The following is a 26,257-nucleotide window of genomic DNA, read 5'->3' on the forward strand; positions in this document are numbered from 1 at the left end:
CACGCGGCCTGCGTTCGCCACGCGGGTGCGGCGCACAGCAACTCCGCAAGGCCCCGTCCCGGCCCCTCCCCAGGGCCACGGCGGGGCCTCGCGCATGGGCGCGTCGAGCCCGGGCCACGGAGGCGAACCGGTCGCCCCGGTCGTTCCTCGGTGGCTCCCGGACCTGTAGGTGCCAGGTCAGCGGGGGCGGGCGGCTGTGCTGATCGTGACCACGGCTTTCTCCAGGGCGTAGCCCGGGTCGTCCGAGCCGCCCTTGACGTCCGCGTCCGCCTGGGCCACCGCGCGGAGCGCCGTCGCCACGCCGTCCGCGGTCCAGCCGCGCATCTGCTGGCGGACGCGGTCCACCTTCCACGGCGGCATGCCCAGCTCGCGGGCCAGGTCGGCGGGGCGCATGCCGCGGGGGGCCGAGGCGAGGCGGCCGATGGAGCGGACCCCCTGGGCGAGGGCGCTGGTGAGCAGGACCGGGGCCACGCCCGTGCCCAGCGCCCAGCGGAGCGCCTCCAGGGCCTCGGCCGTACGGCCCTCGACCGCCCGGTCGGCCACCTCGAAGCCGGAGGTCTCGGCCCGGCCCGTGTAGTAGCGCGCGACGACCGCGTCGTCGATCGTGCCCTCCACGTCGGCCGCGAGCTGCGCGCAGGCGCCGGCCATCTCCCGCAGGTCGGAGCCGATCGCGTCGACCAGCGCCTGGCAGGCCGACGGCGTCGCGGTGCGGCCCGCGGCCCGGAACTCCGCCTTCACGAACGCCAGCCGGTCCGCGGGACGGGTCACCTTCGCGCAGTCGACCTCGCGGGCGCCGGCCTTGCGCGCCGCGTCCAGCAGGCCCTTGCCCTTGGCGCCGCCGGCGTGCGCCAGCACCAGGGTGATCTCGGGGGCGGGTGCGGCCACGTACGCCTTGACGTCCTTCACCGCATCGGCGGCGAGGTCCTGCGCGCCCCGCACCACCACGACCTTGCGCTCGGCGAAGAGCGACGGGCTGGTCAGCTCGGCGAGCGTGCCGGGCTGGAGGGCGTCGTGGGTGAGCTCGCGCACGTCGGTGTCGGGGTCGGCGGCGCGGGCGGCGGCCACGACCTCCTGCACCGCGCGGTCGACCAGCAGGTCCTCCTGGCCCACGGCGAGCGTGACGGGGGTGAGCGGGTCGCCGCCGGCGCTGCCGCCCTTGCTGGTCCTGGGGTTCCGCGTCGTCGCTGCCATCGCCGTACAGCATCCCACGCCGGTACGACACCGCCCGCGGCCGCGGGCACAATGGCCGCGTGAGCGACCTGACCTACGTACTCGTGCTGCCCGACCGCGACGCCGCGGAGGAGGTGGCCGGGCTGGCCGTGGAGCGCTTCGGCCTGGCCGGGGAGCCGCAACTGATCCGCGACGCCCTGGCCGGCGAGGACGACGCGGAGGACGCGCAGTGGCTCGTCGTCGTCGAGGACGCGCGGGAGGAGGCGGCGGCGGGTCTGGAGGAGCTGGCCGAGTCGTACGACGGCTGGCTGGAGGGCTCCGCGACCGTGCCGGACGACCCGGCCGGCTGACCGGCCGGGCGCGCGGCGCGGGCCCGTGGCGTCAGCCTGCCGCCACCACCTGTATGTCCAGTTCGATCTGGATGCTGGAGCCGACGACGGCGATGCCGCGGGCGAGCATGTGCTGCCAGGTGAGGGTGAAGTCCTCGCGGTGCAGTTCGGCGGTCGCCCGGCAGGCGGCGCGCAGTTCGCCCTCCATGCCGTAACCGGTGCCGAGGTAGCGGGTGTCGAGCGTGACGGTGCGGCTGACGCCGTGGATGGAGAGCGCGCCGGTGACGGCCCAGCGGGCACCGCCGCGGTGGAGGAAGCGGTCGCCGGCGAACTCGATCGCCGGGTAGCGCTCGACGTCGAGGAAGTCCGGGGAGCGCAGGTGGTCGTCGCGCATCTTGATGTTGGTGTCGATGCTGGCCGCCTCAATGGCGACGCGCATGGCCGAGTCCTCCATGCGCCGGCCGATGCGCAGGGCGCCGTTGAAGGCGTTGAACCGGCCGCGTACGCGCGCCATGCCGATGTGCTGCGCGACGAAGGCGATGGTGGTGTGCGCCGGGTCGATCTCCCAGTCGCCGGGCGGCGGGAGCTGCGGCAGCGGGGAGGGGCCGAGGGCGAGGTCGCCGAGGGAGTTGTGGGCGCCTTCCGCGACTTCGATCTCGCCGCGGTACGGGGTGAAGCCCTCGGCGTTGATCGAGAGCCGGTAGCTCCCGGCCGGGACCGCGACGACGAAGGTGCCGAACGGGTCGCTCTCGCCGCTGACGACCTTGCGCCCGGCGGCGTCGGCGAGCACGATCTCCGCCTGCGGCAGCGGCTGGTCGACGGGGTCGAGCACGCGGCAGCTCAGCACCCCCGCGTGTGCAGGGACCCGCACGCCGACCAGACCGGCGCCGCGCCGGGTTGCCGTGGCCGGGGATCTGCGCCGAAGACGACCGATCATGAAGCATCCACCCCCGTGGAATTTCAGTGGCTCGGGCACTCATTCGAGCACTGGTTCTGCTTTCTATGCAAACCGGGGGTTCACCGCCGGGTTGTGATGGCTGGGGCGGGCTTGGGTCAAGTGCCGGAGTTCAGCGGGCCGTTCGGATCCGTTTCCGGCCCGGCTAGCTGCCGCCGACGGTGGCGGCGGGGGTGCGGTCCTCTCCGTCTCCTTCCGCGGTGAGGGCGAGCGGGCCGTGCAGGTCGGTGCGGAGCACCGCGGCGCCCTGGGCGCGCAGGGCGGCGACGGTACGGGGCGAGGGATGGCCGTACGGATTGCCGGCGCCCGCGCTGACGAGGGCGAAGCGGGGTCTGAGGCGCCGTAGCAGCTCGTGGTCCTGGTACGCCGAGCCGTGATGCGGGACCTTCAGCGCATCGAGGCGGGGCAGCCGGGGGGCGGCGGCGAGCAACGCGCGCTGGGCGGGCGGCTCCAGGTCCCCGGGGAGGAGCACGGTGAGACCGGCCGTCTCCACGAGGAGGGTGACGCTGGCGTCGTTCGGCTCGGCCGGGGGCGGTGCGCCCGCCGCCGGCCACACCACCTGCCACGACAGCCCGCCCACCCGGCGCCGCTCCCCCGGACGCGCGCGGACCACCGGCACGCCCGCGGCGGCGGCCGTACGGCGCACGGCGGCCGCCTGGCCCGGGGGTTCGTCCAGGCCGCCGACCTGGACGGCGCCCACGGCCCGGCCCCGCAGCACGCCGGCCAGACCGGCGACGTGGTCGTCGTGGAAGTGGGTGAGGACGACGAGCGGGATGCGGCGGACGCCGAGGTCGCGCAGGCAGCGGTCGACCAGCGCGGGGTCGGGTCCGGCGTCCACGACGACCGCGTCCCCGTCGCCCGCGGCCAGCGCGAGCGCGTCGCCCTGGCCGACGTCGCAGGCCACGAGGCGCCAGCCGGCGGGCGGCCAGCCGGTGAGGACCCGGGTGAGGGGGACGGGGCGGAGGACGGCGAGCAGCACGAGGAGGGCGCAGGCGGTGCAGAGCCACCGGCGGCGGGCCAGGCGGCGGAAGCCGAGCAGGAGGGGAGGAGTCGCGGCGGCCAGGGCCAGCCCGCCGTACCACCCGCCCGGCCAGCCGTACGTGGCGCCGGGCAGCGCCGCCCCGGTCCTGGCGACGGCGGCGATCCACTCCGCCGCCCAGCCCGCGGGCGTCGCCAGCACCTCGGCGACGGGCATCGCGGGCAGGGCGACGGCGAGCGCCGCGAACCCCAGGACGGTGGCGGGCGCGACGGCGAACTCGGCGAGCAGGTTGCACGGAATCGCGACCAGGCTGACCCGCGCCGCGAGCACGGCGACGACCGGCGCGCACACCGCCTGCGCGGCCCCGGCCGCCGCCAGCGCCTCGGCGAGCCGCGGCGGCACCCGGCGGGCGCGCAGCGCCGCGCTCCAGCGGGGCGCGAGGGTGAGCAGCGCGGCCGTGGCCAGGACGGAGAGGAGGAAGCCGTACTCGCGGGCGAGCCACGGGTCGTAGAGGACGAGCAGCAGGACGGCGGCGGCGAGGGCGGGCAGCAGGGAGCGGCGGCGGCCGGTGCCGAGGGCGAGCAGGGTGAGGAGCCCGCAGACCGCCGCCCGCAGGACGCTGGGCTCGGGGCGGCAGACGACGACGAAGCCGAGGGTGAGGAGCCCGCCGAGGAGCGCGGTCACGCGCAGCGGAATGCCGAGCCGCGGCGCGAGCCCGCGGCGCTCGGCACGCGCGGCGAGGTGGGGCGGTCCGATGAGCAGGGCGAGCAGGATCGTGAAGTTGGCTCCGCTGACGGCGAGGAGGTGAGTGAGGTCGGTGGCGTGGAAGGCGTCCTGGAGCTCGGCGGGGATGCGGGAGGTGTCGCCGACGACGAGCCCGGGCAGCAGCGCGCGGGCGTCGGCGGTGAGCCCGTCGGTGGCCTCGCGCAGCCCGCCCCGCAGCGCGCCCGCGGCGCGCTGCGCGGCGCTGGGCCCGCCCACGACGTCCGGCGGCCCGTCCCCGGCGGCCCGCAGCACGGCCCCCACGGCCCGGCCGCCCCCGGAGTCCGGCGAAACCCGCGCGTCGACCCGCACCCGGGTCGAGGGCAGAAGCCCCAGCCACGCTTGCCGCGCGGCGGCGTCACGGGGCTGCACGAGGACCAGCACGGGTGTCCGCACGCGGATGGTCTGCGGGGCGGTGGGGGGTGGAGTGGGAGCCGGGTCGGCGGCTTCGGGGGGTGCGTCGACGGCCGTTGTGGCGGGGGGAGTCGGCGTCCGATCGGTGGAGGTGGTCGCCTCCGGATCGGCGGCTTGCGGTGCGGGAAGGGCGGTCGGCGGGCCGGCGGCGGTCTGTGGTGCGGGGCTCTTCGGCGACGCCTGGGGCGTGTCCGTGGGGCGGGTGGTGACGTGGCGGGCTTCGGCCCTGAGGAGTACGGCGGCGGGGGCGGCGGCCGGGCCGCGGGCCTGCGGGCGGGTCAGCCGGGGGTCGGAGGTCACCTCCATCTCGACGGTGGCCTGCCCGTACCGTTCGGCGACCGCGGGCAGCGGCCCCCGGTGGAGGTCGGCACCGTGCAGCGCCGCAACGCCCGCCCCCGCCGCACCGCAGAGCAGCGCCGCCGCCCCGGCCGCCAGCACCCGCGACCGCGCGGCGGCGACCGGGCGGACGGTGGCGGCGCCGCGTTCCGGGCGCGGCCCGTGCCACCTCCCGCGGAGGCCGGCGGCGGCAAGCAGCGCCAGCGCGGCGGCCGTTGCCAGCCCGCACGCCACCGGCACCGCCGCGCCCTCCCGGCCCAGCGCCAGCGCTGCCGCCGCCCAGGCGGCCAGCGCGGGCGGCACAAGCCGCAGATCGACCGGCCCCTCCGCCGCGGGGGCCTGGCCCGCCGTACCGTCCGCCCGTCGCGAGCCGGGTAGCCGGCCCCGGGGTGCCGGGGACCGGCCAGGCGCGGCGGTGGCCGTGGTCGAGGCGGGGTCACGGCTGGACATGGGGGCGGAGGTCCGCGAAGCGGCTGTCACCGATGCCGTTCACGTCGCGGAGTTGCTCGATGTCGGTGAAGCCTCCGTTCTGGTCGCGGAAGTCGATGATGTGCTGCGCCAGCACGGGGCCGATGCCCGGCAGGGCGTCGAGCTGTTCCAGCGTCGCGGAGTTGAGGCTCACCACCGCGCTCGGTCCGGCCGCCGGCGAACCGCCTCCCGCCGGTGGGCTCGGGGTGGGGGCCGGTGGCGCGACCGACGCCGCGGGCGGCGGCTCGCCGACGACGATCTGCTCACCGTCGACCAGCGGCCGCGCCCGGTTCAGGCCGTCCGCCTCGGCGCCGGGGCGGACACCGCCCGCGGCGCGTAAGGCGTCCTCGACGCGGGACCCGGCAGGCAGCCGGTGGACACCCGGCTCGCGCACCTTGCCGACGACGTCCACCACCACGTCCGCTGCCGCACTGGCGCCGGGCTCCCCGGCGGTATCCGGCACCGCCGCCTCCGCGGCAGGCGACGGCGCCGAGCCGCGTGCCTCCGGAGGGTGTACGGGCTGGGGACGGCCGGACCAGAAGTGATAAGCGGCGAGTGCGACCCCGGCGACGAGCACCAGCACCAGGGCCGCGCACGTCCCGGGCTCCAGCCCGCACCGCAGCCGGATCCACACCGGCAACCGCTCCCGCACCGCAACCCCCCACCGCTCCCATCGCCCCACCTCCCCGCGGTCGCGGGCGGGTCGGCCGCCGTCCCCCTCGGGCGGAGAAGCGGCACGCCCAGGGCGCGGGGCAGGGGGGAAAGCGGCGGCAGGGCGGGGTGGCGCGGCGGCAGGCGTGGCCACGGGGGCGAGGGCGGAGGCGGGGGCGAACATGGGCGTGGGTGGCCGGGCAGGCCCAGAGCCGGAGACGGGTGCGGGAGCGGGAGCGGGCGCAGAGCCACGGGCCGGCATCGGCCCGCCGTCACGGCTGCCCGCGCCCCGGCGGACGAACTGCCGCCGCGGCCCGGGCGGATCCGGTACGCCCTCGTCAAAGGGAGGCTCCGGCGCGGGTACCGCCGCTCCGGCGGCGCCGCTGCCCGCGTCCCGGCCGACGACGCGCCGCTGCGATCCCGGCCCGCGCGCCTCGCCGTCCGCGTCCCGCGGTGCCCACGCGGGCGGGACAGCGCGCCGTGCCGAACCGCCCTCGGGCGGTTGCCGATCGGTGCCGTCCGTGCGTGAGCGCGACGGCGACGACGAGGCACCGGGCGCCGCTCGGCCTGCTTCCTCCGCCGCTGGAGGCGGAGCGCTCGGGTGCCGACTCGGCGGCGCGGCCGGCTCTGCGGGCTGCGGCCCGTGCGGCTCCCCGGCCGTACTCAGGCCCTCGGCCGACCGTCCCGGCTTCGCCGGCCGCGGCCCCTCGGCACTCTCCCCGCCGGTCTCCCTCCGGGGAAAGCGGGGCGGGTCCTTGCTCGTCCAGCGGAGGTGCGGGCGCGGGTCGTCCGTGGGGTGGCGGACAGGCGGGCCGAGCATCGTCGTTGCTCTGTGGCGCAGGTGCTCCCGCGACGTGGTCCGCGGCGGCCCCGCCGCCCCGCTCCCCCGCCGACGGCGGCCGCGCGGCTCGTGGCGGCCCGGTCCCCTGGTCTCCGTACCCGTTCGTGCGCTCATGGCCCGAAGGTACGAGCCCCGCCCCCACCCCCGCTGATCACCGGCAATTCCTGTGGATAACTCGCCGGTTGTGGACAACCCGCGGCTACGCGCCGCCCCGCCGCGACACCACCGCGCCCAGCAGCCCCGGCCCCGTGTGCGCCCCGATCACCGCGCCCACCTCGCTCAGATGCAGCTCCCCGAGCCCCGGCACCCGCTCCCGGAGCCGGTCCGCCAGCTCCGCCGCGCGCTCCGCCGCCGCCAGGTGGTGCACCGCGACGTCCACCGGGCCCTCCGCCGCCCGTTCGAGCACCAGCTCCTCCAGCCGCAGGATCGCCCGGCTCGCCGTGCGGACCTTCTCCAGCAGCTCGATCCGCCCGCCGTCCAGCCGCAGCAGCGGCTTGACCGCCAGCGCCGAGCCCAGCAGCGCCTGGGCGGTGCCGATCCGGCCGCCGCGGCGCAGGTAGTCCAGGGTGTCGACGTAGAAGAACGCCGAGGTGCCCGCCGCCCGCCGCTCCGCCGCCTCCACCGCGTCGTCCACGGTGCCGCCCGCCTCCGCCGCCTCCGCGGCGGCGATCGCGCAGAAGCCGAGGGCCATCGCCACCATGCGGGTGTCCACCACCCGCACCGGCACCGGCGCCTCCTTCGCCGCCAGCACCGCCGCGTCGTACGTCCCGGAGAACTCCGCGGACAGGTGCAGTGACACGATGCCCCGCGCGCCCGCCTCCGCCGCCTTCCGGTACGTCGCCGCGAAGAGCGCCGGACCGGGCCGCGAGGTCGTCACCGGGTTCCGCTTGCGGAGCGCCTCGGCCAGTGAGCGGGCGGAGATCTCGGTGCCCTCCTCCAGCGCCCGGTCACCGAGCACGACGGTCAGCGGGACGGAGATGATGCCGTGCCGCCGCATCGCCTCGGGAGGCAGATAGGCCGTGGAATCGGCGACGATCGCGACATCGGAGGACATGCCCAAGACACTACTGGGCTTGCCGAACACCCCGCATCCGAGGGCCCGCACGGCGCGTACGGGCTAGGCGGTCCGCCGAGGTGTCGCCCGGTGTCCCGGCCCCGGACAGCGCTACGCCGACTCCGGTTTGCGCATCTTCTCGATCTTCGACAGCAGCGCCTGGAAGGCGTCCTGCCCCTCCGTCGTCCCGCCGGACGACAGGGCCGGCTGCTGCTTCGGCGACCGGCCCGCACCGTCCGCGGGCCGCGCCGTTTCACCGGGAGCCGCCTTGGACGGCCCCTCGGACGACGCGGCGCCCGGGGCGGTGGTCTCCTGCCCGTCAGCCGGCGTCCAGTGCCGCAGCGCGCCCGTCTCCAGGTCGATCTGCGTCGTCAGCGCGTCCAGCCCGTCCTCGTCCTGGGCCGTGTGCCGCGCGCGGTCCTGCGCCGCCCAGCGCAGCGAGTTCGCCGACTGCGCGATCCGCTCCGCGCGGCCGCGGAGCTCCGGCAGCCGCTCCGCGATGCGCGACTTGTCCGGCTCCCGCTCCAGGTGCCGCAGCTCGCCGTCGACCTGGCGCGCGTACTCGTGGAGCCGGTCGAGCAGCCCGATCGACTCCCGCAGCCCGGGGTCGCCCTGCACCGCGTGCTCCAGCTCGCGGCGGGTGGCGTCGATGGAGTTGCGCAGGGAGAGCCGCAGGCCCGCGATGTCGCCGGCCGCGCCGGGCTGCACCGCGCGGCGGGCCCTGAGCGTCGTCTCCTGGACCGTTCTGCGGGTGTCGGCCACCGTGCGCTCGACGCCCCGCTTCACCGCCCGCGTGGCCTTCACGGTCAGGACCACGCCCGCCGCGACACAGAGCACGAAGAACAGCGCCAGCAGAGCGACGACGACGTCCATGAGGTCCGCATCCCTCCATCTCGGGCCGCGCAGCCCCGGGCGGCCACGGCAGGCGGTCTGCCCTCCAGCGTACGGGTACGGGAAAGGCCGGGCGGCCCCGCAGGCCCCCGGCCCTCCCGGAATCGTCCCTTAGGGAACGCCCCCCGGGGACCGCCCGCGGCCGCTCCCGCGTCTCGCACGAAGGCGCCGGGCGGCCTCAGATGACCACGTTCACCAGCTTCGGCGCCCGTACGATCACCTTCCGCACCTGCGCTCCGCCCAGCGCCCGCACCACCGACTCGTCCGCCAGCGCCGCCGCCTCCAACTCCGCCTCGGTGATGTCGGGCGGCACCTCCAGCCGGGCCTTGACCTTGCCCTTGACCTGCACCACGCACGTCACCGTCTCGTCGGCCACGTACCGCGGATCGGCGACCGGGAACGGCTCGTAGACCACCGTGGTGCCGTGCCCCAGCCGGTGCCACAGCTCCTCGGCGACGTGCGGCGCCAGCGGCGCGACCAGCTTCACCAGCGTCTCGGCGACGCTCCGCGGCACCGCCGGCAGCTTGGTGACGTGGTTGTTCAGCTCGGTCACCTTCGCGATGGCGGTGTTGAAGCGCAGCCCCGCCATGTCCCTGGTGACCCCGTCGACGGCCTTGTGCACCGCCCGCAGCGTCGCCTCGTCCGGCTCGGCGTCCACGACGGTGACCGCGCCGGTCGACTCGTCGACGACATTGCGCCACAGCCGCTGCAGCAGCCGGTACTGGCCGACGACCGCGCGGGTGTCCCAGGGCCGGGAGACGTCCAGGGGGCCCATCGCCATCTCGTACAGCCGCAGCGTGTCCGCCCCGTACTCGGCGCAGATCTCGTCCGGCGTGACGGCGTTCTTCAGGGACTTGCCCATCTTGCCCAGCTCGCGCCGGACCTGCGCGCCGCCGTACCAGTAGCCGCCGTCGCGCTCCTCGACCTCCGCGGCGGGCACCGGGAAGCCGCGGGCGTCGCGGTAGACGTACGCCTGGATCATGCCCTGGTTGAACAGCTTGTGGAACGGCTCGGCGGACGAGACGTACCCCAGGTCGTACAGCACCTTGGACCAGAAGCGGGCGTACAGCAGGTGCAGCACGGCGTGCTCGGCGCCGCCGACGTACAGGTCGACGCCGCCGTGCGGCTTGCCCTCGGCCGGGCCCATCCAGGCGCGCTCGATCGCCGGGTCGACCAGCCGCTCGGCGTTGTGCGGGTCCAGGTAGCGCAGCTCGTACCAGCAGGAGCCGGCCCAGTTGGGCATGGTGTTGGTCTCGCGCCGGTAGCGCCGCGGCCCCGAGCCGTCGCCCAGGTCCAGCGTGACGTTCACCCAGTCCGCGTTCCGCGACAGGGGCGTCTCGGGGCGGCTGCCGGCGTCGTCCGGGTCGAAGGTCCGCGGCGAGTAGTCCTCGACCTCGGGCAGCTCCAGCGGCAGCATCGACTCGGGCAGGGCGTGGGCGACGTCGTTCTCGTCGTAGACGATCGGGAAGGGCTCGCCCCAGTAGCGCTGGCGGCTGAAGAGCCAGTCGCGCAGCCGGAAGCTGACGGTGCCCTCGCCGACGCCGTTGTCCTCCAGCCAGGCGATGATCTTCCGCTTGGCGTCGGCGATCTCCAGGCCGTTCAGGTCGATGCCGTCGCCCGCGGAGTTGATCGCGGGTCCTTCGCCGGTGTACGCCTTGCCGTCCCAGTCGGCGGGCGGCTGCACGGTGCGGATGATGGGCAGCTCGAAGACCTCGGAGAACTCCCAGTCGCGCTGGTCCTGTCCGGGTACGGCCATGATGGCGCCGGTGCCGTAGCCCATCAGGACGTAGTCGGCGATGAAGACGGGGACGCGCGCGCCGTTGACGGGGTTCAGGGCGTACGCGCCGGTGAACACGCCGGTCTTCTCCTTGGCTTCCGCCTGCCGCTCCACGTCGGACTTGGCGGCGGCCTGCGCGCGGTACGACTCCACCGCCTCCGCGGGCGTGGCGTGCCCGCCGGTCCACACCTCGTGGGTGCCCTGCGGCCAGCCGGCCGGGATGATGCCGTCGACCAGCGGGTGCTCGGGCGCCAGCACCATGTAGGTGGCGCCGAACAGGGTGTCGGGGCGGGTGGTGAAGACGGAGATCCGGGTGCCCTCGTGGCCTCCCCCACGACTCGCTTCGCTCGCGTGGGTGGTACCCCCAACGGGGAAGTCGACGCGGGCGCCCTCGCTGCGGCCGATCCAGTTGCGCTGCTGCAGCTTGATGGCCTCGGGCCAGTCCAGCTCGTCCAGGTCGGCCAGCAGCCGGTCGGCGTAGGCGGTGATCCGCATCATCCACTGCCGCAGATTCGCCTTGAAGACGGGGAAGTTGCCGCGCTCGGAGCGGCCGTCCGCGGTGACCTCCTCGTTGGCCAGCACGGTGCCCAGGCCGGGGCACCAGTTGACCGGGGAGTCGGAGGCGTACGCCAGCCGGTAGCCGCTCAGCACCTCGGCGCGCTCCTCGGGCGTCAGCTCGCCCCAGGGCCGCCGGTCGGGCGTCTCGCGCTTGCCGGTCTCGAACTGCTCGACCAGGGTGGCGATCGGGCGGGCGGCCCCGGCCTCCTCGTCGTACCAGGACTCGAAGATCTGCAGGAAGATCCACTGGGTCCACTTGTAGTAGTCCGGGTCGATCGTGGCGAACGACCGGTCCCGGTCGTGCCCCAGGCCCAGGCGGCCCAGTTGGCGGCGCATGGAGACGATGTTCGCCTCGGTGGTGACGCGCGGGTGGGTGCCGGTCTGCACGGCGTACTGCTCGGCGGGCAGGCCGAAGGCGTCGAAGCCCATGGTGTGCAGGACGTCGTGGCCCGTCATGCGCGCGTAACGGGCGAAGACGTCGGTGGCGATGTACCCCAGCGGGTGGCCCACGTGCAGGCCCGCGCCCGAGGGGTACGGGAACATGTCCATGATGAACTTCCGGGGCCGGTCCGACGCCGCGGCCGTGTCCACCGCGTACGTGCCCTCGCGCTCCCAGAAGTCCTGCCAGCGTCCCTCGATCTCGGCCGCCAGGGCCGCGGTGTAGCGGTGCGGTGCCGTCGGCGGCACTGACTCGGTGGCGGCGGCGGTGGTCGTCTCGCTGCTCATCGTCCTCAAAGCTCCTGGTGGTCTCTGCCTGCGGTCCGGATGCGGAAACGAAAAAACCCCTCGCACAGGAGGGGACGCCGCGCTGAGTGTTTCCTGCCGTCAGCGCGGCCCGCTAAGCAGAAGGCGTCGGGCACGCATGCGCTCAGGATATCGCAGCCTGAAGGGGAGCCGAGTGGAGCTAAGGAGATTCGAACTCCTGACCCCTTGCATGCCATGCAAGTGCTCTACCAACTGAGCTATAGCCCCTGGGCGGGCTTCACCCTACCCCACCGCGGCGGTGGCGGATCAGGCGGTCGCGAACGAGTAGAAGCGCTTGAGCGTGCAGTGCTCGTCCAGCAGCCGGCCGTAGATCGGCTCGCCCTCCAGCTCGCGGTACGTCTCGATGGGATCGCCCTTTATGATCAGCGCCCGCGCGCACTCCTCGCACCAGTACTGGTAGTCGGGGTTGAGCGGCTCCATGTCGCGCACGATGGGGGTGCCGTTTCCGCACCAGTCGCACTTCCTGCTGTGTGCTCCCATCACTCAGCTCCAGCTATGGCCGCAGGCCGTGCACACATAGGACACTCCGCCGTTGTCACCGAGCACCTGCGCGACGTGCGAGGAACCGCAGGCTGGACAGTGCAGGGCGGAGGCGCGGATGGCTCCCGGCCTGCGGGACCCGGCCGCCGGCTGCCTCCTGGTGGCGCACGAAGGCATCTCGCAGCCCCTCCCTTCGGCTTCCGCCCTGTGAGGATGCTGTGATTCTGCCACGCGCGGCCGAGGTGGTCAGCGCCGATACCGGTACCGAACCCCCGCGAGCAGCCCGAGCACCCCCACAGCGGCCAGCGCGAGCAGCGCGTACCACACCGCGTCCGCGGAACTACGCGCCGTGAGCGCCCCCACGCGCTCCAGATACAGGGTGCCGATCGTCGCCACGCCGATGAGCCCGCCGAGCTGTGCGGTGGTCGTCAGCAGCCCGCTGGCGTGCGGCGCATCCTCGGTACGTACGAGCGCGAGCGCGGCCGTCAGGTTGGGGCTGAAGGCCAGTGCGAGGCCCAGGCCGACGCCGGTCAGCCCGGCGTAGAAGCCGGGGCCGCCCTCGCCGGCGCCGCGCATCGCCAGGCCCACCGCCAGGAACGACACCGTGAGCGTCACGAAGCCCGCCGGCACCAGCGCCGGGTGCAGCCGCTCCGGGAGCCGCTGCCAGGTCAGCCCGGCGGCCCCGAAGGCGACGGCGGTCGGCACGAAGGTGAGCCCGGCGCGCAGCGGGCCGAAGCCGAGCCCCGACTGCAGGTGCAGCGCCATGACGAACATGAACGCGCCGTTGAGCACCATCGCAAGCCCGGAGCGCACCACGGCCACGGGCATCCCCGGCGCACGCACCACGCGCGGAGGGAACAGCGGCACGCCCCCGCGCCGGGCCAGGCCCGACTCGTACGCCGCGAAGGCCACCGCCGCCGCGACGCTGCCGCCCAGCATCACCCAGCCCCAGACGGGCCAGTCCAGCTCCTGCCCGAGCACCAGCGGCACGGTGAACAAGGTCACCGCGGCCGCCAGCAGCACCAGCCCGCCGCGGTCGAGGACGCCGCCGTACGGGGCGCCGCCCGCCGCGGACCGCGGCTCGTCGGGCGGCAGCAGCCGGGCGCCGAGCACCAGCAGCGGCACGCCCACCACCACGTTCACCAGGAACACCGGGCGCCAGCTCCAGCCGAAGAGGTCGGCGCTGACCAGCAGGCCGCCCGCTATCTGCCCGGCGGCCGCGCCGGTGGCCAGGACTGCCGCGTAGACGCCGAGGGCCCGGACCCGCTCGGTGCCGGTGAAGTTGCGCTGGATCAGGCTGAGCACCTGCGGGATCATCGCCGCCGCGCCCGCGCCCTGCACCAGCCGGAACGCGATGAGCTGTCCCGAGGTGGCGGCCAGCCCGCAGGCGAGGGAGGCGGCGGTGAAGAGCACGAGGCCACCGAGGTACATGCGGCGGTGGCCGAGCATGGCGCCCAGCCGCGCGCCGGTGATCAGCAGCACCGAGTACGAGATGACGTACCCGGCGATGATCAGTTGCAGCTCGGCCCCCGAGGTGCCCAGGTCGGTGCGCATGGTGGGGGCGGCGACGTTGACGATGAAGACGTCGAGCAGCGCCATGAACTGCCCGGCGAGGACGATGCCGAGAAGCCAGCCGGTACGTGTGCCGGCCGCGTTGTCGGTGCCGCGCGCTTTACTGGAGACGGCGGCGGCGCCCAGCGCGCTCCCGCCGCCGGGGGACGTCGTGGTGGTGTCAGGCATGCAGCGAGCATCCCCCGAGCGTCGTACTGGTAGTGAGAGTCTGCCGATGCTGGTACTGACAGCACCTGGCACGGCGGGCGCAACGCCCTGACCCTGGGGAGATGAGCATGACGACGATGGCGACCGGACGCCGCAGGCCGGAGCTGGCGGCCTTCCTGCGCAGCCGCCGGGCGCGCATCACCCCCGCGGACGTCGGCATGCCGCCGGGGCCGCGGCGCCGCACCCCGGGGCTCCGCCGCGAGGAGGTCGCGCAGCTCTCCGGCGTCGGCGTCACCTGGTACACGTGGCTGGAGCAGGGCCGGCGCATCAACGCCAGCCCCCAGGTGCTCGACGCGGTGGCGCGCACCCTGCGCCTGGACGCGATGGAGCGCGAGCACCTCTACCACCTGGCCGAGGTGCCCTACGCGCCCGAGCCGGCCGCCGCCGCCCAGTCCATCGGCCCCGAGGTGCTGGGGATCCTGGCCGCCATGGACCTGCCCGCGGCGGTCTACAACTCGCGCTATGACGTGCTCGCCGCCAACGAGCTGTACGAGCGCATGTTCCCCGCCGTCCGCGCCGCCGGACCGCAGGGCCGGAACGTGCTGTGGCAGCTCTTCTCCGCCCGCGCCTGCTGCTGCGCGATGGTCAACCGGGACGAGGAGCTGCCGATCCTCGTCGCCACGTTCCGCGGGGCATACGGGCGGCACGTCGGCGAGCCGTCCTGGGAGCGGCTGATCCGCACCCTCTCCGAGACCAGCGAGGACTTCGCGGAGATGTGGCGCAGCGGGGACGTGGCCCCGCCGGGCTCGCGCATCAAGGTCGTGCAGCACGCCTCGGTCGGCGAGCTGCGCTGCGTGTCGACGTCGCTGTCCATCACGGGCGCGCCGGAGACCCGGATCGTCGTCTACACCCCCGCGGACGAGATGAGCCGCAAGCTGCTCGACTGCCTGCGGACGCTGGCGGACCCCCTGATCGGCTGCCCGGCCCACGCCCGCCCCCTCTCCGAGGAGCGCGCCCGCCAGGCGGCGCTGAAGGGGCCGGAGAACGGCGAATCCCGCCCCAGCGGGACGGGGGCGGGGTGAACAGAGCGCGGGGCTGCGGGAGTGGAGGGGGCGCGGGTGGCGAAGCCCCCGCCAGGCGCGGACGAAGTCCGCGCAGAAACGACAAAGGCGACATGGTCCGCGCTTTCCGCGGGCACTCGTCGCCGGCCGGTTTTGTGGAGCTAAGGAGAATCGAACTCCTGACCTCTTGCATGCCATGCAAGCGCTCTACCAACTGAGCTATAGCCCCTTGCAGTCGCCCTGCCGAACCGCGGGGCGAACGAGGTAGAGCTTAGCCGGAAGGGGCCCGGAAACAAAAATCGGTTACCGGAGGCCGCCCGGGAGCTACGTGTCGTCGCCCAGCACCGGCTCCGGCAGGCTGCCCGCGTTGTGCTCCAGCAGCCGCCAGCCGCGCACCGACTCCCCGAGCACCGACCAGCTGCAGTTCGACAGCCCGCCCAGCGCCTCCCAGTTGCGCGGCTCGATGCCCAGCAGCCGCCCGATGGTCGTCCGGATCGTGCCGCCGTGGCTCACCACCACCAGGGTGCCGGCCTCCGACAGCTTGTCCGCGTGCGCCAGCACCACCGGCGCCGCCCGGTCCGCGACCTCGGTCTCCAGCTCCCCGCCGCCGCGCCGCACCGGCTCACCGCGCTTCCACGCCGCGTACTGCTCGCCGTGCCGCGCGATGATCTCCTCGTGCGTGAGTCCCTGCCAGACGCCCGCGTACGTCTCCCGCAGCGCGCTGTCGTACGTCACCTGGAGGTTCGTCAGCGACGCCAGCTCCGCCGCCGTGGCACGGGTGCGCAGCAGGTCGGAGCAGATCATCGCGTCCGGACGGAGCGCCGCCAGCAGCCGGGCGGCGCGCCGCGCCTGCAGCACGCCCGCCTCGGTCAGCTCGATGTCGGTCTGGCCCTGGAAGCGCCGCTCCAGGTTCCAGGCCGTCTGGCCGTGCCGCCACAGGACGATCCGGCGGTCACGCATCCCGCCGGGCCCCGTCACCGTGGGCCTCCGCGTACTCCGCGGCGCGGCCGCGGGTGGCCACCGCGTCCGGCGGCAGGTCCAGCTCGGGGCAGTCCTTCCACAGCCGCTCCAGGGCGTAGAACACCCGCTCCTCGGAGTGCTGCACGTGGACCACGATGTCCGAATAGTCCAGCAGCACCCAGCGGCCGTCCCGCTCGCCCTCGCGCCGCACCGGCTTGGCGCCGCGCTCCTTCAGCAGCGCCTCCTCGACGCCGTCCACGATGGCCTTGACCTGGCGGTCGTTGGGCGCCGAGGCGAGCAGGAAGGCGTCGGTGATGGCGAGGACGTCGCTGACGTCGTACGCGACGATGTCGTGCGCGAGCTTATCGGCGGCGGCCTGGGCCGCGGTGCTGACCAGGTCGATGGAGCGGTCCGTTGCGGTCACGGGCAGGGCTGTCCACTTCTGTCGGGAACTCGGGGTATCGCTGCGGATACGTATTCCAGGATCTCACGCCCGTACGACAGCGCCGTGGCTCCCGGCTCCGTCACCCCTCGTAGTCCTGCCCGAGGACGACCACCACGTCGGCGTTCGCCGGCGTCTTGCCCTTGGTCACCGCCTTCTCCGGCAGCCCCAGCGTCTTGGCGACCTGCACGGCCTGCTCCTTCGCCGCCGCGTCCGCGTAGCGCACCTCGGAGGCCGCTGCCGGCTCCGCCGCCTGGCCGCCGTCGACGAACGTGAAGCCGCCGTTCACCAGCGCGACCTTCGCCGACTCCGCCGGCTTCGCGCTGCCCGCGCCGTTCTCCACGCTGACCCGCGCCGCCGTGGCCCCGCCGGGGTTCTTGACCGTGCCGCCCAGGACGTCCTCGACGACCTTCTGCGTGGCCTGCTCGCTCGGCCGCCCGTCGCCACCGACCTCCAGCGTCTCGGTCGCGTACGCGCCCTCCTTGGCCAGCTCCGACAGCGACGCGAGCGACGCGGCCAGCTCGGCCTCGGACAGGGACGGGTCCAGGACCATGCCCATGGACTTCACCAGGCTCTTGGCGCCCGCGGTGTCGCTCGGCAGTTGCTTCAGCACGGACTGCATGACCTGCCCGAAGCGCCGCAACTGCGCCGTCTGCGGCTCGCCGTCCGCCTGGTACGTCGCGTAGGCGATGGCCTGCTCGCCGTTGAGCCTGCGCTTCTCGCCCTTCTCGACCAGCGGTTCCTCGCCCTTCTTCGCGCCCGGCACAGTCGCGTCGGCGTCGAGGATGACGCCGCCGACGCCCTCCACGAGGATCTCCAGATACGGCGTGTCCAGCCGCCAGCTCCCCTTGATCTGCGAGCCGAGGAGCGCGTCGATCGCGTCCCGGGTGGCGCCCGCGCCCTGCTCGTCGACGGCCTGGCCGAGGGTGGTGGCGGTGCCGTCGTCGCCGGAGACGGCGAGGTCGTTGGGGAGCAGCACGGTGGTGCCCTTGCCGGTGCTGGCGTTGTTCACGAGCAGCGCCGTGGCGCTGCCGCCGCCGTCGGTGTCGTGCAGGTGCACCACCAGGGTGTCGCGCTTCTCCTCCGCCGCCTCCGCCGGCGCCGAGTCGCCGCCGACGAAGGGGAGGCGGTCCGTGGCCCACAGATAGCCGGTGCCGCCGAGCACGGCGAGGACCATGGCGAGCAGCAGCGCGACGCGGCGGTTGCGCCCGCGCCGCTTGGCCTCCTCGCGGCGCTCGGTGCGGCTCTCGGTGAACTTCAGCCAGTCGATGACGTCTTCGGAGGACTCGGTCTCGTCCTCGACGAAGGAGAACTGCTCGGTGGCGTACTCGCGGGGCTCGTGCGCCGGCCCGCCCCGGCCGGGGGGCTCCTCCCCCGGCGGCCGCTGCTGCGGGATGCGCCCCCACTCGCCGTCGGGCGGTACGGGCGTCACGGGCTGCTCGCCGGAGTGGGCGGCGGGGCCGTACGGGTCGTAGTCGTAGTCGTACCCGACGGCCGGGGGCGGGGCCTGCGGGGCGTAGTGCTGCTGCTGTGCCCGGGGGGCCTGGGGCGGGTAGACGGCGCCCTGCCGGGGCGGGGGCGGCTGCTGGGCGTACGGGTCGTAGTCGTACCCGTAGCCGGAGGACGGATCCCGGTAGCCCTCGGCGCCGGGTTCCTGGGGGGCGCCCTGCCGGTCGTAGTCGTAGCCCTGCTGTCCGTACGGGTCGTAGCCGCGGGCGTAGGGGTCCTGGTACGGGTCGTGGCCCTGCGGGCCGCGGTATCCGTCGTTCACTGGTGCCCCTTCCATAATGGGCAATCCCCGCCCACGGTCCCCCCGTGCTTATCCTTCGCTCCCCGTGCGGCCCCCGCCGCTCCGTAGATCCTGCGCGTCAACCGCCGTCGCGGTAAAGCCTTCGCTTGTTGATGTAGCGCACAACGCCGTCAGGCACCAAATACCAGACGGGTTCGTCGCGAGCCACCCGTTCCCGGCAATCCGTGGACGAGATGGCGAGCGCGGGCACCTCGACCAGCGACACCCTGCCCTCGGGCAGCCCGGGGTCGTGCAACCGGTGACCCGGCCTGGTCACCCCGATGAAGTGGGCGAGCGAGAACAGTTCCTCCGCGCCCCGCCAGGTGAAGATCTGGGAGAGCGCGTCCGCGCCGGTGATGAAGAACAGCTCCGCGTCCGGTTCGAGCCCGTGCAGCTCCCGGAGGGTGTCGATGGTGAACGTCGGCCCCTCGCGGTCGATGTCGATGCGGCTGACCGAGAACTGCGGGTTCGACGCCGTGGCGATCACGGTCATCAGATAGCGGTCCTCGCGCGGCGAGACCGCCTTGTCGCTCTTCTGCCACGGCTCGCCCGTGGGCACGAAGATCACCTCGTCGAGGTGGAAGCGGGCGGCGACCTCGCTCGCCGCCACCAGGTGACCGTGGTGGATGGGATCGAACGTCCCGCCCATCACGCCCAGTCTGCGTCTCACCGCCCTCAGCGGTCCCGGTTGAAGCGGGTGGTGATGAAGAGCAGGAGCAGCAGGACGAACAGCGTGCTCCCGCCGACGAAGTACGCGTTGGGGCTGGAGTCGCCCTCGTGCCCGCCGCCGCCACCGCTCTCGGAGGCGGAGGCGAGGGTCACGGCGAGGTCGTGGGCGGCGGTCAGAGCGCTCATGGTCACGGTGGCCAATCCGGTGTCGTCGGGTGGGCGTGCCTCGACATCGTAAGCGGGTCCGCGGCCCGCTCCCACGTCGGCTCCGCCATCGGGGGGCGCCGGGCGCGGCCGGCGCCGCGGACGCCGAGGTCACCGTGGAGTACGGATGCCGTGACGAACCTGCTACGGAACTCCCGGCCACGCCGGCCCGTTGTCGCACTAGCCTTGGGGGTCAGCCGTACGGGGAGGGGACGGACAGACATGCCTGAACTCAACAAGAACGTGCCGAGCCGAGAACGCCGGAGGTTCCCCGGCATCTCGTCCCGGGCGTACGAGCACCCTGCCGACCGCTCCGCGCTCGTCTCTCTGCGCAAGCTCACCGGGTTCGACAAGGTCTTCAAGGCGATCAGCGGCATGCTGCCGGAGCGCTCGCTGCGGCTGCTGTTCCTCTCCGACTCGGTGCGGGTCAGCGACCAGCAGTTCCAGCACCTGCACGACATGCTGCGCGACGCCTGTTACATCCTGGACCTCGACAAGGTCCCGCAGATGTACGTCAAGCAGGACCCCCAGCCCAACGCGATGTGCATCGGCATGGACGAGCCGATCATCGTCGTCACCACCGGCCTCGTCGAGCTGCTCGACGAGGAGGAGATGCGGGCCGTCGTCGGGCACGAGGTGGGCCACGCGCTCTCCGGCCACTCGGTGTACCGCACGATCATGCTCTTCCTCACCAACCTCGCCCTCGCGCTGGCCTGGATCCCGCTGGGCGCCCTGGCGATACGGGCCATCATCGCCGCGCTGCTGGAGTGGTTCCGCAAGTCGGAGCTGTCCGCGGACCGCGCAGGGCTGCTCGTCGGGCAGGATCTGGAGGCGTCGATGCGCGGGCTGATGAAGCTCGCCGGCGGCAACCACCTGCACCAGATGAACGTCGACGCGTTCCTCCAGCAGGCCGAGGAGTACGACCGGGGCGGCGACGTCCGCGACTCCGTCCTGAAGATCCTCAACGTGCTGCCGCGCAGCCACCCCTTCACCACCATCCGCGCCGCCGAGCTGAAGAAGTGGTCGGAGAGCCGCGACTACCAGCGGATCATGGACGGCCACTACCCGCGGCGCGACGAGGACAAGGACGCCTCCGCGCGCGAGTCCTTCCGCGAGTCGGCCAGCAGCTACGCGGACACGGTGAAGAACAGCAAGGACCCGCTGCTGCGGCTCGTGAACGACATCGCGGGCGGGACCGCCGACATAGGCGGCAAGCTGCGGGACCGCTTCAACAACCGCGGCTCCGGCGGCTCCGCCCCGGCGGACGGCTCCGGCCCCGCGGACCCCTCGCCCAACTGAGCACCGTCCCCCCTCCGCTCAGCGAGCGCCCACCGTACGCGATCCGCCGCCCCCTCGTCCCGGGGGCGGCGGCGTCGTTCGTACGGCGTGTGCCGCCTCGTACGGGCGCGCGCTCCGTGCCTTTGGCCCGTACCCCCGCGCGCCGGACAGGGCCTACGACACCTTCGCCGCCTCACCCGTGTCCAGCACCCCGCAGAGCGACCCGCTCAACTGCCCCGGCGTCGCGAACGGGTTGGTCCCGTGCGGCGTCTTCCGCGGGTCCCGCTCGCCGGCCAGCAGCGGCCGCAGATACACCGAGGCGTCCGCGGTGCACGCCAGCGGCCCGGCGGTCAGCGCGGTCTCGGCCAGCTCCAGTTGCCGGTCGCGCAGGTCGTCGTGGTCGAAGCGGATGCGCACCTGGCGGCGCACGGTGAAGAGCGACGCCTTCGCCTCGGGGGCCCCGCCGGACGCCTTCGCCGGGCGCAGCACGTAGACGAAGACGTGGTCCGCGCTCACCTCCAGCTCTTCGTCGCTGACCTCCGCGAAGGTCACCGCGCCGTCGACCCGTACCTTCCGGTCGGCCAGCCGCACGTGCTCGGGGTCGAGGCGGACCATCCAGCCGGTCGCGGCGTGCCTGCCGTCGTCGGCGGGGCGGGCGAGGCTCTGGTCGAACTGGCCGTGCTGCTGCGGGTCGAGCTGGATGCGCACGTCGCGGACGTTGCCGCCGGTGAGGGTGCGGGCGTCGACCGCGGAGGTGACGAGGTAGTCCTTGCTCGCGGTGAGCGCCTGGACGACCTGCTCCTCGGTGAAGTTCCGGGTCGCGTCCGGATCCGGGAGGTCGATGCCGTCGGCGCCGGTGCCGAAGTCCGCGGCGGGGCTGCCGGCGATCAGCTCGTCGGGCTCGCCGCCCGGCACCGGGCCGTCGGGCGTCAGGGGGACGACGGTGCTGCGCAGCGGCGCCGCGGCGGGGGCGCCGGGCTGCCGGTAGGGCATGCGTACGCCCATGTAGATGGCGGTGCCGAAGGCGAGCGCGATGAGCAGGACGAGCACCAGGGCCTGCCGGGAGGCGCCGGGCCGCTGGGGGCGGCGGCTGCGTACGGCCGGGGCGTGGTCGCCGACGCGCTCGCTGGCGGAGTACTCCTCCAGGCGGGCAGCCTTGACGAACGCCTCATCGAAGACGATGGAGCGGTATTCGTCGTCTCCGCCTCCGGGGGCGCGCTCGGGTGTCCCGTCGGGCGGGCCTTCGTGCCCGGCCATATACAGAAGAGTAGGTCCACGGCGCCCCCCGTAAACCGGCGCGTCGGCGCCAACTTGCCGCTGCGCCGTGGGGGTACCGCCCACGCCCGCAGGGCGTAGGGGGAGGGTGAGGATCAAACGGGCGGAAGCGGTTGCGGCAGATCGGCGGCGGCGCGCGCGGGGGTTCCGCACGGGGTTCCGCAGGGGTCAGCGCGGTGTCAGCGACGGTTCGAGGGCGTCCGCGCCGGTCGTGGCCGAGGGGCTGGAGCCGCCGGGGGGCGGGGCGTCGTCGCGGCCGTCGGCGCCGGAACGGTACACGGCGGCGAAGGACAGCGCGACGATGCCGACGCCGAGGAGGAGGGCGAGCAGCAGGGCGACGGGCCGCTGCCAGTGCCCGTGGCCGCGGTACGGGCGCAGGGCGCCGCCGTAGGGGCCGTACGGGTCGGGGGCGTCCGGGTCGTCCCAGCCGTCGTAGATCCGGTCGTCGTTCGCCACGTCGTCGAGGACGGCCTCCGCCTGGGCCCGCGCCTCCGCGGCTCCGACCATGCGCTCCACGGCACTGGGCTCGTGGAAGTGGGCCGAACGGACGAAATCCTCGTCGAGCACCACGGCGGCGAACTCCTCGTCCGCGCCTCCGTGGTGGTGGCTGTCGGGCTCGTCACCGTCGGCGTACGGTGGCCTGCCCCCCACATCATCCGGCACCCGACCAGCGTAAACCGGGACAGTCGGGATGCGCCAGGCAGCGCGGGAGCCGGACCCAGGGTCCCGCCACTCCGGCGGGCCCGCGGGGCGGGTGGGACGGGCCCCGGAAGGCGCCTGTACGGCCTCCTCGCGGCCCGGACGCGTCCGCGCGGGTCGTGAAGCCCCGCTGGGCCGTTCGGCGGCGACGCGCCCGGCTACTGGCCCTTGAGCTGGCCGTCGCCCGTGACGACGTACTTCGTCGAGGTCAGCTCCGGCAGCCCCATCGGCCCGCGGGCGTGCAGTTTCTGGGTGGAGATGCCGATCTCCGCGCCGAAGCCGAACTCCGCACCGTCGGTGAACCGGGTGGAGGCGTTCACCATGACCGCGGCGGAGTCCACCAGGGCGGTGAAGCGGCGGGCCGCGCCCGTGTCGCGGGTGACGACGGCCTCGGTGTGCCCGGAGGACCAGCGGCGGATGTGCGCCACCGCGTCGTCCAGGGAGCGCACCACGGCCGCGGCGATGTCGTACGACAGGTACTCCGTGGCCCAGTCCTCGTCGTCGGCGAGCCGCACCTCCACGCCGGCCGCGGCGCCCGCCTTCACCCAGGCGTCGTCCCCGTGCACGGTGACGCCCGCGGCCTCAAGGGCCCGCAGGGCGCGGGGCAGGAACGCGTCGGCCACGGCCTGGTGGACGAGGACGGTCTCGGCGGCGTTGCACACGCTGGGGCGCTGCGCCTTGGAGTTGACGAGGATCTTCTCGGCGAGGTCGAGGTCGGCGTGCTCGTCCACGTACACGTGGCAGTTGCCCGTGCCGGTCTCGATCACCGGGACCGTGGACTCCTCGACGACGGTGCGGATGAGACCGGCGCCGCCGCGCGGGATCAGCACGTCGACCAGGCCGCGGGCGCGCATCAGCTCGTGCACGGACTCCCGGCCCTGCCCGGGCACCAACTGCACCGCGTCCGGCGGCAGCCCGGCCGAGGCCACCGCGTCGCGCAGCACGGCGACGAGGGCGGTGTTCGAGGCGTACGCGGAGGAGGAGCCGCGCAGCAGCACCGCGTTCCCCGACTTCAGGCAGAGCGCGGCGGCGTCCACGGTGACGTTGGGCCGGCCCTCGTAGATGATGCCGACGACGCCCAGCGGCACCCGCACCTGGCGCAGCTCCAGGCCGTTCGGCAGCGTGGAGCCGCGGACCACCTCGCCGACGGGGTCCGGCAGCTTGGCGACGTCCCGGACGTCGGAGGCGATGCCCGCGACGCGCTCCTCGGTGAGCGTCAGCCGGTCCACGATCGCGTCGGAGACCCCGTCGGCCCGCGCGCGGGCGACGTCCTCGGCGTTGGCCGCGACGATCTCCGCGGCGCGCGCCTGAAGCGCGTCGGCGACGGCCAGCAGGGCGGCGTCCTTGGCCGCGCGGGGCAGCGGGGCGATCATCGCCGCCGCGGTACGCGCCCGCTGGGCGGCCTGGCGGACCGGGGACTGGGTTTCGCTGCTCATGCCGTGCAGGGTAGTCGGCGGTGCCGACATCGTGGACGGGCCGTATCACTCCGCGAGACACGGCACCGGCGGGTGCGTGCTCTCGCGCTTCACCTCGTGCGCGTGCGCCGGTAGCCGCCCCGGGGCGCGGAAGCTGCCGCGCGCGCCGGAGCGTACGCCCCCGTACGGCCCGCTACGGACCGCGGCCGTCCCGGTCGCCCGGCGCGGCTCAGAACGGATGGACCCCCACCGGCACCGCCGGGGCGGGCCCGTACCCGTCGGCGATGCGCTGGTGGTACGTCTCCCGGGCGATCACCTCGAGCCCCACGATCTCCCACGGCGGCAACTGCGCCGACGCCCGGTGCTCCCCCCAGAGCCGCAGCGCCACCGCCGCCGCGTCGTGCAGGTCGCGGGCCTCTTCCCAGTAGCGGATCTCGGCGTGGTCGTTGGCATAGCGGCTGGTCAGCAGGAAGGGATGGTCGTGCGCCAGCCGTTCGAGACCGCGTCTGATCTCCTTCAGCGGTGCCTCGGGTCCCGCGACGCTCAGCGTGACGTGCCACAGCCGGTGGGCACCGCCGGCGGCGGGCCCGTCGGCGTCCGCCACGGCCCCCGGCTCCTCCGCGCTGCCCGCATGCCCACCTCCGGTCCCCTGGACGCTGTTCAACGTCCGCTGTGCCGTTCCCCGGGGCAGCGCCCCTGGACGCCCTTGTGTCACGGGCGGCCTCCTGAATACGAGTCTGCAACGGGCTGCGCGCCGCGGCAGCCCCATACAACAAAGTTGACCAGCCCACGCGCCCGCCCGTGGTGCTTTTGCCCAAGGTCTCTGCCGGGACACCGGTTTTTTCGCGCGCCGCGCGCCGGTCTCACACGGGGTACGGCGCCCGTCGCGCGGCACGTACCGCCCGCGGCCTGTCAACCGTCAGTTGCCGCCCGCCATGTGCGGCACCTCGGTTGCCGCACGCGCCTGCCGCGCCGCACCCTCGCGCCTCACTTGTCGAGCACCACCAGGTCGTCCCGGTGCACGACCTCGCGCTCGTACGCCGGGCCCAGTTCCTTGGCCAGCTCGCGGGTGGAGCGCCCGAGCAGCCGCGGCAGCTCCTCGGCGTCGAAGGCGACGAGCCCGCGCGCGACCGCCCGGCCCGAGGTGTCCCGCAGCTCCACCGGGTCGCCCGCGGTGAACCGGCCCTCCACCTCCTTGATCCCGGCCGGCAGCAGCGACGTCCGCCGCTCGGTCACGGCCCGTACCGCGCCGTCGTCCAGCACCAGCGCCCCCAGCGGGGTGGAGGCGTGCGCGAGCCACAGCAGCCGGCCGCGGGCGCGCCGCCCGGTGGGGTGGAAGTACGTGCCGGTGGGCTGCCCGGCCAGCGCCGCGTCCGCGTGCACGGCGGACGTCAGCACCACGGGCACGCCCTCGCCGGTGGCGATCCTGGCGGCCTCCACCTTGGTCACCATGCCGCCGGTGCCCACCCCGGCCCGCCCGGCGGTCCCCAGCCGGACCCCGGCCAGCTCACCGCGGTGGCGCACCTCGGCGATGCGGGAGGCGCCGGGGGCGCCCGGCGGGCCGTCGTAGAGGCCGTCGACGTCGGAGAGGAGCACCAGCAGGTCGGCGCGGGCCAGGTGGGCGACGAGGGCGGCGAGCCGGTCGTTGTCGCCGAAGCGGATCTCCTCGGTGGCCACGGTGTCGTTCTCGTTGACCACGGGCACGGCGCCCATGGCGAGCAGTTGCTCCAGGGTGCGCTGCGCGTTGCGGTAGTGGGTGCGGCGGCTCATGTCGTCGGTGGTCAGCAGCACCTGCCCGACGCGCCTGGCGTAGCGGGCGTACGAGGCGGTGTAGCGGGCCATCAGCAGCCCCTGCCCGACGCTGGCCGCCGCCTGCTGCCTGGCCAGGTCGCGGGGACGCTTGCCGAGCCCGAGCGGCGCCAGCCCGGCGGCGATGGCACCCGAGCTGACCAGCACGATCTCCCGGTCGCCGTGCTTGGCGAGCGCGTCCACCAGGGCGTCGACCCGGTCCGCGTCCAGCCCGCCGGCCGCGGTGGTCAGCGAGGAGGACCCCACCTTCACGACGACCCTGCGGGCAACCGCCGCGGCTTCCCGACTCGCCCCTGCCACCTGTACCCCTGCGCTTTCCCGGCCCGCGTCCCATACCTACGGAACTGCGAATCTACGCCACCGCCCGGCCGCCCCGCGGCGCCGTCCCACGGTACGGACACCCGCCCGGAACACGCTTCCGCGGACTCCGCGGGTGCGCCCGCCCTCCATTCCTGGGCTGATATCAGAAACGAAATGGCCCTCAAGGGCCGCTACACGCATTTGCGC

22 protein-coding genes and 2 tRNA genes are annotated in these 26,257 nt (G+C 74.4%); 3 read left to right on the top strand and 21 right to left on the bottom strand.

All coding sequences use genetic code 11. The features are described 5' to 3' along the window. Positions 1–177: 177 nt before the first annotated feature. Positions 178–1,191, bottom strand: coding sequence for a DNA polymerase III subunit delta (holA, locus tag FB457_RS12750; protein WP_047015753.1), 1,014 nt, complete (start codon positions 1,189–1,191; stop codon positions 178–180). 59 nt (positions 1,192–1,250) lie between these two features. Between holA and FB457_RS12755 the strand changes: the two genes are divergently transcribed. Then, positions 1,251–1,520 (top strand): hypothetical protein, encoded by a 270-nt coding sequence (locus FB457_RS12755; protein ID WP_145781905.1) that lies wholly within the window; start codon positions 1,251–1,253, stop codon positions 1,518–1,520. Positions 1,521–1,551: 31 nt separating this feature from the next. Here the strand turns inward: FB457_RS12755 and FB457_RS12760 are convergent, their stop codons facing one another. From FB457_RS12760 to FB457_RS12800, 9 genes are all read right to left on the bottom strand, one after another. Further along, positions 1,552–2,436: a YceI family protein gene (locus FB457_RS12760; protein ID WP_078898220.1), complete on the bottom strand. Its 885-nt coding sequence runs from the start codon at positions 2,434–2,436 to the stop codon at positions 1,552–1,554. Positions 2,437–2,599: 163 nt separating this feature from the next. Then, entirely contained in the window at positions 2,600–5,236 is a 2,637-nt protein-coding gene (locus tag FB457_RS12765) for a ComEC/Rec2 family competence protein (protein ID WP_145781985.1), read from the bottom strand. 145 nt (positions 5,237–5,381) lie between these two features. Then, positions 5,382–6,065, bottom strand: a complete 684-nt coding sequence (locus tag FB457_RS12770) for a ComEA family DNA-binding protein (protein ID WP_347614091.1) — start codon at positions 6,063–6,065, stop codon at positions 5,382–5,384. A gap of 1,039 nt (positions 6,066–7,104) precedes the next feature. Next, positions 7,105–7,959, bottom strand: coding sequence for a DegV family protein (locus FB457_RS12775; protein ID WP_047015757.1), 855 nt, complete (start codon positions 7,957–7,959; stop codon positions 7,105–7,107). A gap of 111 nt (positions 7,960–8,070) precedes the next feature. Then, a complete protein-coding gene (locus tag FB457_RS12780; protein WP_047015758.1) occupies positions 8,071–8,832 on the bottom strand; it encodes a hypothetical protein in 762 nt (253 codons plus the stop codon). Between the two features lie 196 nt (positions 8,833–9,028). After that, a complete protein-coding gene (gene leuS / locus FB457_RS12785; RefSeq protein ID WP_047015759.1) occupies positions 9,029–11,911 on the bottom strand; it encodes a leucine--tRNA ligase in 2,883 nt (960 codons plus the stop codon). Between the two features lie 173 nt (positions 11,912–12,084). Next, positions 12,085–12,157, bottom strand: a tRNA-Ala gene (locus tag FB457_RS12790). Positions 12,158–12,196: 39 nt separating this feature from the next. Next, entirely contained in the window at positions 12,197–12,430 is a 234-nt protein-coding gene (locus FB457_RS12795) for a hypothetical protein (RefSeq protein ID WP_026276023.1), read from the bottom strand. A gap of 246 nt (positions 12,431–12,676) precedes the next feature. Beyond that, positions 12,677–14,170, bottom strand: a complete 1,494-nt coding sequence (locus FB457_RS12800; protein ID WP_145781906.1) for an MFS transporter — start codon at positions 14,168–14,170, stop codon at positions 12,677–12,679. 107 nt (positions 14,171–14,277) lie between these two features. On the opposite strand from FB457_RS12800, the gene FB457_RS12805 reads away from it, so the two are divergent. Beyond that, positions 14,278–15,231, top strand: coding sequence for an MmyB family transcriptional regulator (locus FB457_RS12805; RefSeq protein WP_145781987.1), 954 nt, complete (start codon positions 14,278–14,280; stop codon positions 15,229–15,231). 135 nt (positions 15,232–15,366) lie between these two features. Here the strand turns inward: FB457_RS12805 and FB457_RS12810 are convergent. The 6 genes from FB457_RS12810 to FB457_RS12835 all read right to left on the bottom strand — a co-directional run bounded on the left by FB457_RS12810 (position 15,367) and on the right by FB457_RS12835 (position 19,256). Beyond that, a tRNA-Ala gene (locus tag FB457_RS12810) sits at positions 15,367–15,439 on the bottom strand. A 95-nt stretch (positions 15,440–15,534) separates the two neighbouring features. After that, positions 15,535–16,170 (bottom strand): histidine phosphatase family protein, encoded by a 636-nt coding sequence (locus tag FB457_RS12815; RefSeq protein ID WP_145781908.1) that lies wholly within the window; start codon positions 16,168–16,170, stop codon positions 15,535–15,537. Next, complete coding sequence (gene rsfS, locus FB457_RS12820) at positions 16,163–16,594, bottom strand: ribosome silencing factor (RefSeq protein WP_047015762.1); 432 nt, start codon at positions 16,592–16,594, stop codon at positions 16,163–16,165. Before rsfS ends, FB457_RS12815 begins: the two co-directional genes overlap by 8 nt. Before the next feature lie 100 nt (positions 16,595–16,694). Beyond that, entirely contained in the window at positions 16,695–18,383 is a 1,689-nt protein-coding gene (locus FB457_RS12825) for a LytR C-terminal domain-containing protein (RefSeq protein ID WP_145781910.1), read from the bottom strand. Positions 18,384–18,480: 97 nt separating this feature from the next. Next, complete coding sequence (gene nadD, locus FB457_RS12830; RefSeq protein ID WP_047019906.1) at positions 18,481–19,080, bottom strand: nicotinate-nucleotide adenylyltransferase; 600 nt, start codon at positions 19,078–19,080, stop codon at positions 18,481–18,483. Next, the gene (locus tag FB457_RS12835) at positions 19,077–19,256 is read right to left on the bottom strand and encodes a hypothetical protein (protein ID WP_047019907.1); all 180 of its coding nucleotides are present in this window, start codon (positions 19,254–19,256) and stop codon (positions 19,077–19,079) included. Before FB457_RS12835 ends, nadD begins: the two co-directional genes overlap by 4 nt. A 240-nt stretch (positions 19,257–19,496) precedes the next feature. Between FB457_RS12835 and FB457_RS12840 the strand changes: the two genes are divergently transcribed. Next, the gene (locus FB457_RS12840) at positions 19,497–20,573 is read left to right on the top strand and encodes a M48 family metalloprotease (RefSeq protein WP_145781911.1); all 1,077 of its coding nucleotides are present in this window, start codon (positions 19,497–19,499) and stop codon (positions 20,571–20,573) included. A gap of 153 nt (positions 20,574–20,726) precedes the next feature. Here the strand turns inward: FB457_RS12840 and FB457_RS12845 are convergent, their stop codons facing one another. The 5 genes from FB457_RS12845 to proB all read right to left on the bottom strand — a co-directional run bounded on the left by FB457_RS12845 (position 20,727) and on the right by proB (position 26,050). Next, positions 20,727–21,809, bottom strand: a complete 1,083-nt coding sequence (locus FB457_RS12845; protein WP_145781913.1) for an SCO2583 family membrane protein — start codon at positions 21,807–21,809, stop codon at positions 20,727–20,729. Positions 21,810–21,995: 186 nt separating this feature from the next. After that, complete coding sequence (locus FB457_RS12850) at positions 21,996–22,490, bottom strand: SCO2584 family spore wall biosynthesis protein (protein ID WP_253911206.1); 495 nt, start codon at positions 22,488–22,490, stop codon at positions 21,996–21,998. A 194-nt stretch (positions 22,491–22,684) separates the two neighbouring features. Beyond that, on the bottom strand, positions 22,685–23,962 hold the full coding sequence (locus FB457_RS12855; RefSeq protein WP_047019908.1) for a glutamate-5-semialdehyde dehydrogenase: 1,278 nt from the start codon (positions 23,960–23,962) through the stop codon (positions 22,685–22,687). Between the two features lie 208 nt (positions 23,963–24,170). Continuing rightward, positions 24,171–24,656 carry a hypothetical protein gene (locus tag FB457_RS12860; protein WP_047015767.1) on the bottom strand — a complete coding sequence of 162 codons (486 nt, stop codon included), beginning with the start codon at positions 24,654–24,656 and terminating at the stop codon, positions 24,171–24,173. Between the two features lie 272 nt (positions 24,657–24,928). Then, positions 24,929–26,050, bottom strand: coding sequence for a glutamate 5-kinase (gene proB, locus FB457_RS12865; protein WP_078898221.1), 1,122 nt, complete (start codon positions 26,048–26,050; stop codon positions 24,929–24,931). Between the last annotated feature and the right edge of the window lie 207 nt (positions 26,051–26,257).

The organism is Streptomyces sp. CNZ287, assembly GCF_007827615.1.

Excerpts from the sequence above, each read along its gene's own strand:
- FB457_RS12840 (WP_145781911.1), top strand. The coding sequence starts at position 19,497 with ATGCCTGAACTCAACAAGAACGTGCCGAGCCGAGAACGCCGGAGGTTC.
- FB457_RS12815 (WP_145781908.1), bottom strand. The coding sequence starts at position 16,170 with ATGCGTGACCGCCGGATCGTCCTGTGGCGGCACGGCCAGACGGCCTGG.
- FB457_RS12760 (WP_078898220.1), bottom strand. The coding sequence starts at position 2,436 with ATGATCGGTCGTCTTCGGCGCAGATCCCCGGCCACGGCAACCCGGCGC.
- FB457_RS12805 (WP_145781987.1), top strand. The coding sequence starts at position 14,278 with ATGACGACGATGGCGACCGGACGCCGCAGGCCGGAGCTGGCGGCCTTC.
- FB457_RS12855 (WP_047019908.1), bottom strand. The coding sequence starts at position 23,962 with ATGAGCAGCGAAACCCAGTCCCCGGTCCGCCAGGCCGCCCAGCGGGCG.
- FB457_RS12775 (WP_047015757.1), bottom strand. The coding sequence starts at position 7,959 with ATGTCCTCCGATGTCGCGATCGTCGCCGATTCCACGGCCTATCTGCCT.
- FB457_RS12800 (WP_145781906.1), bottom strand. The coding sequence starts at position 14,170 with ATGCCTGACACCACCACGACGTCCCCCGGCGGCGGGAGCGCGCTGGGC.
- FB457_RS12835 (WP_047019907.1), bottom strand. The coding sequence starts at position 19,256 with ATGAGCGCTCTGACCGCCGCCCACGACCTCGCCGTGACCCTCGCCTCC.
- FB457_RS12795 (WP_026276023.1), bottom strand. The coding sequence starts at position 12,430 with ATGGGAGCACACAGCAGGAAGTGCGACTGGTGCGGAAACGGCACCCCC.
- FB457_RS12780 (WP_047015758.1), bottom strand. The coding sequence starts at position 8,832 with ATGGACGTCGTCGTCGCTCTGCTGGCGCTGTTCTTCGTGCTCTGTGTC.
- leuS (WP_047015759.1), bottom strand. The coding sequence starts at position 11,911 with ATGAGCAGCGAGACGACCACCGCCGCCGCCACCGAGTCAGTGCCGCCG.
- holA (WP_047015753.1), bottom strand. The coding sequence starts at position 1,191 with ATGGCAGCGACGACGCGGAACCCCAGGACCAGCAAGGGCGGCAGCGCC.
- FB457_RS12845 (WP_145781913.1), bottom strand. The coding sequence starts at position 21,809 with ATGGCCGGGCACGAAGGCCCGCCCGACGGGACACCCGAGCGCGCCCCC.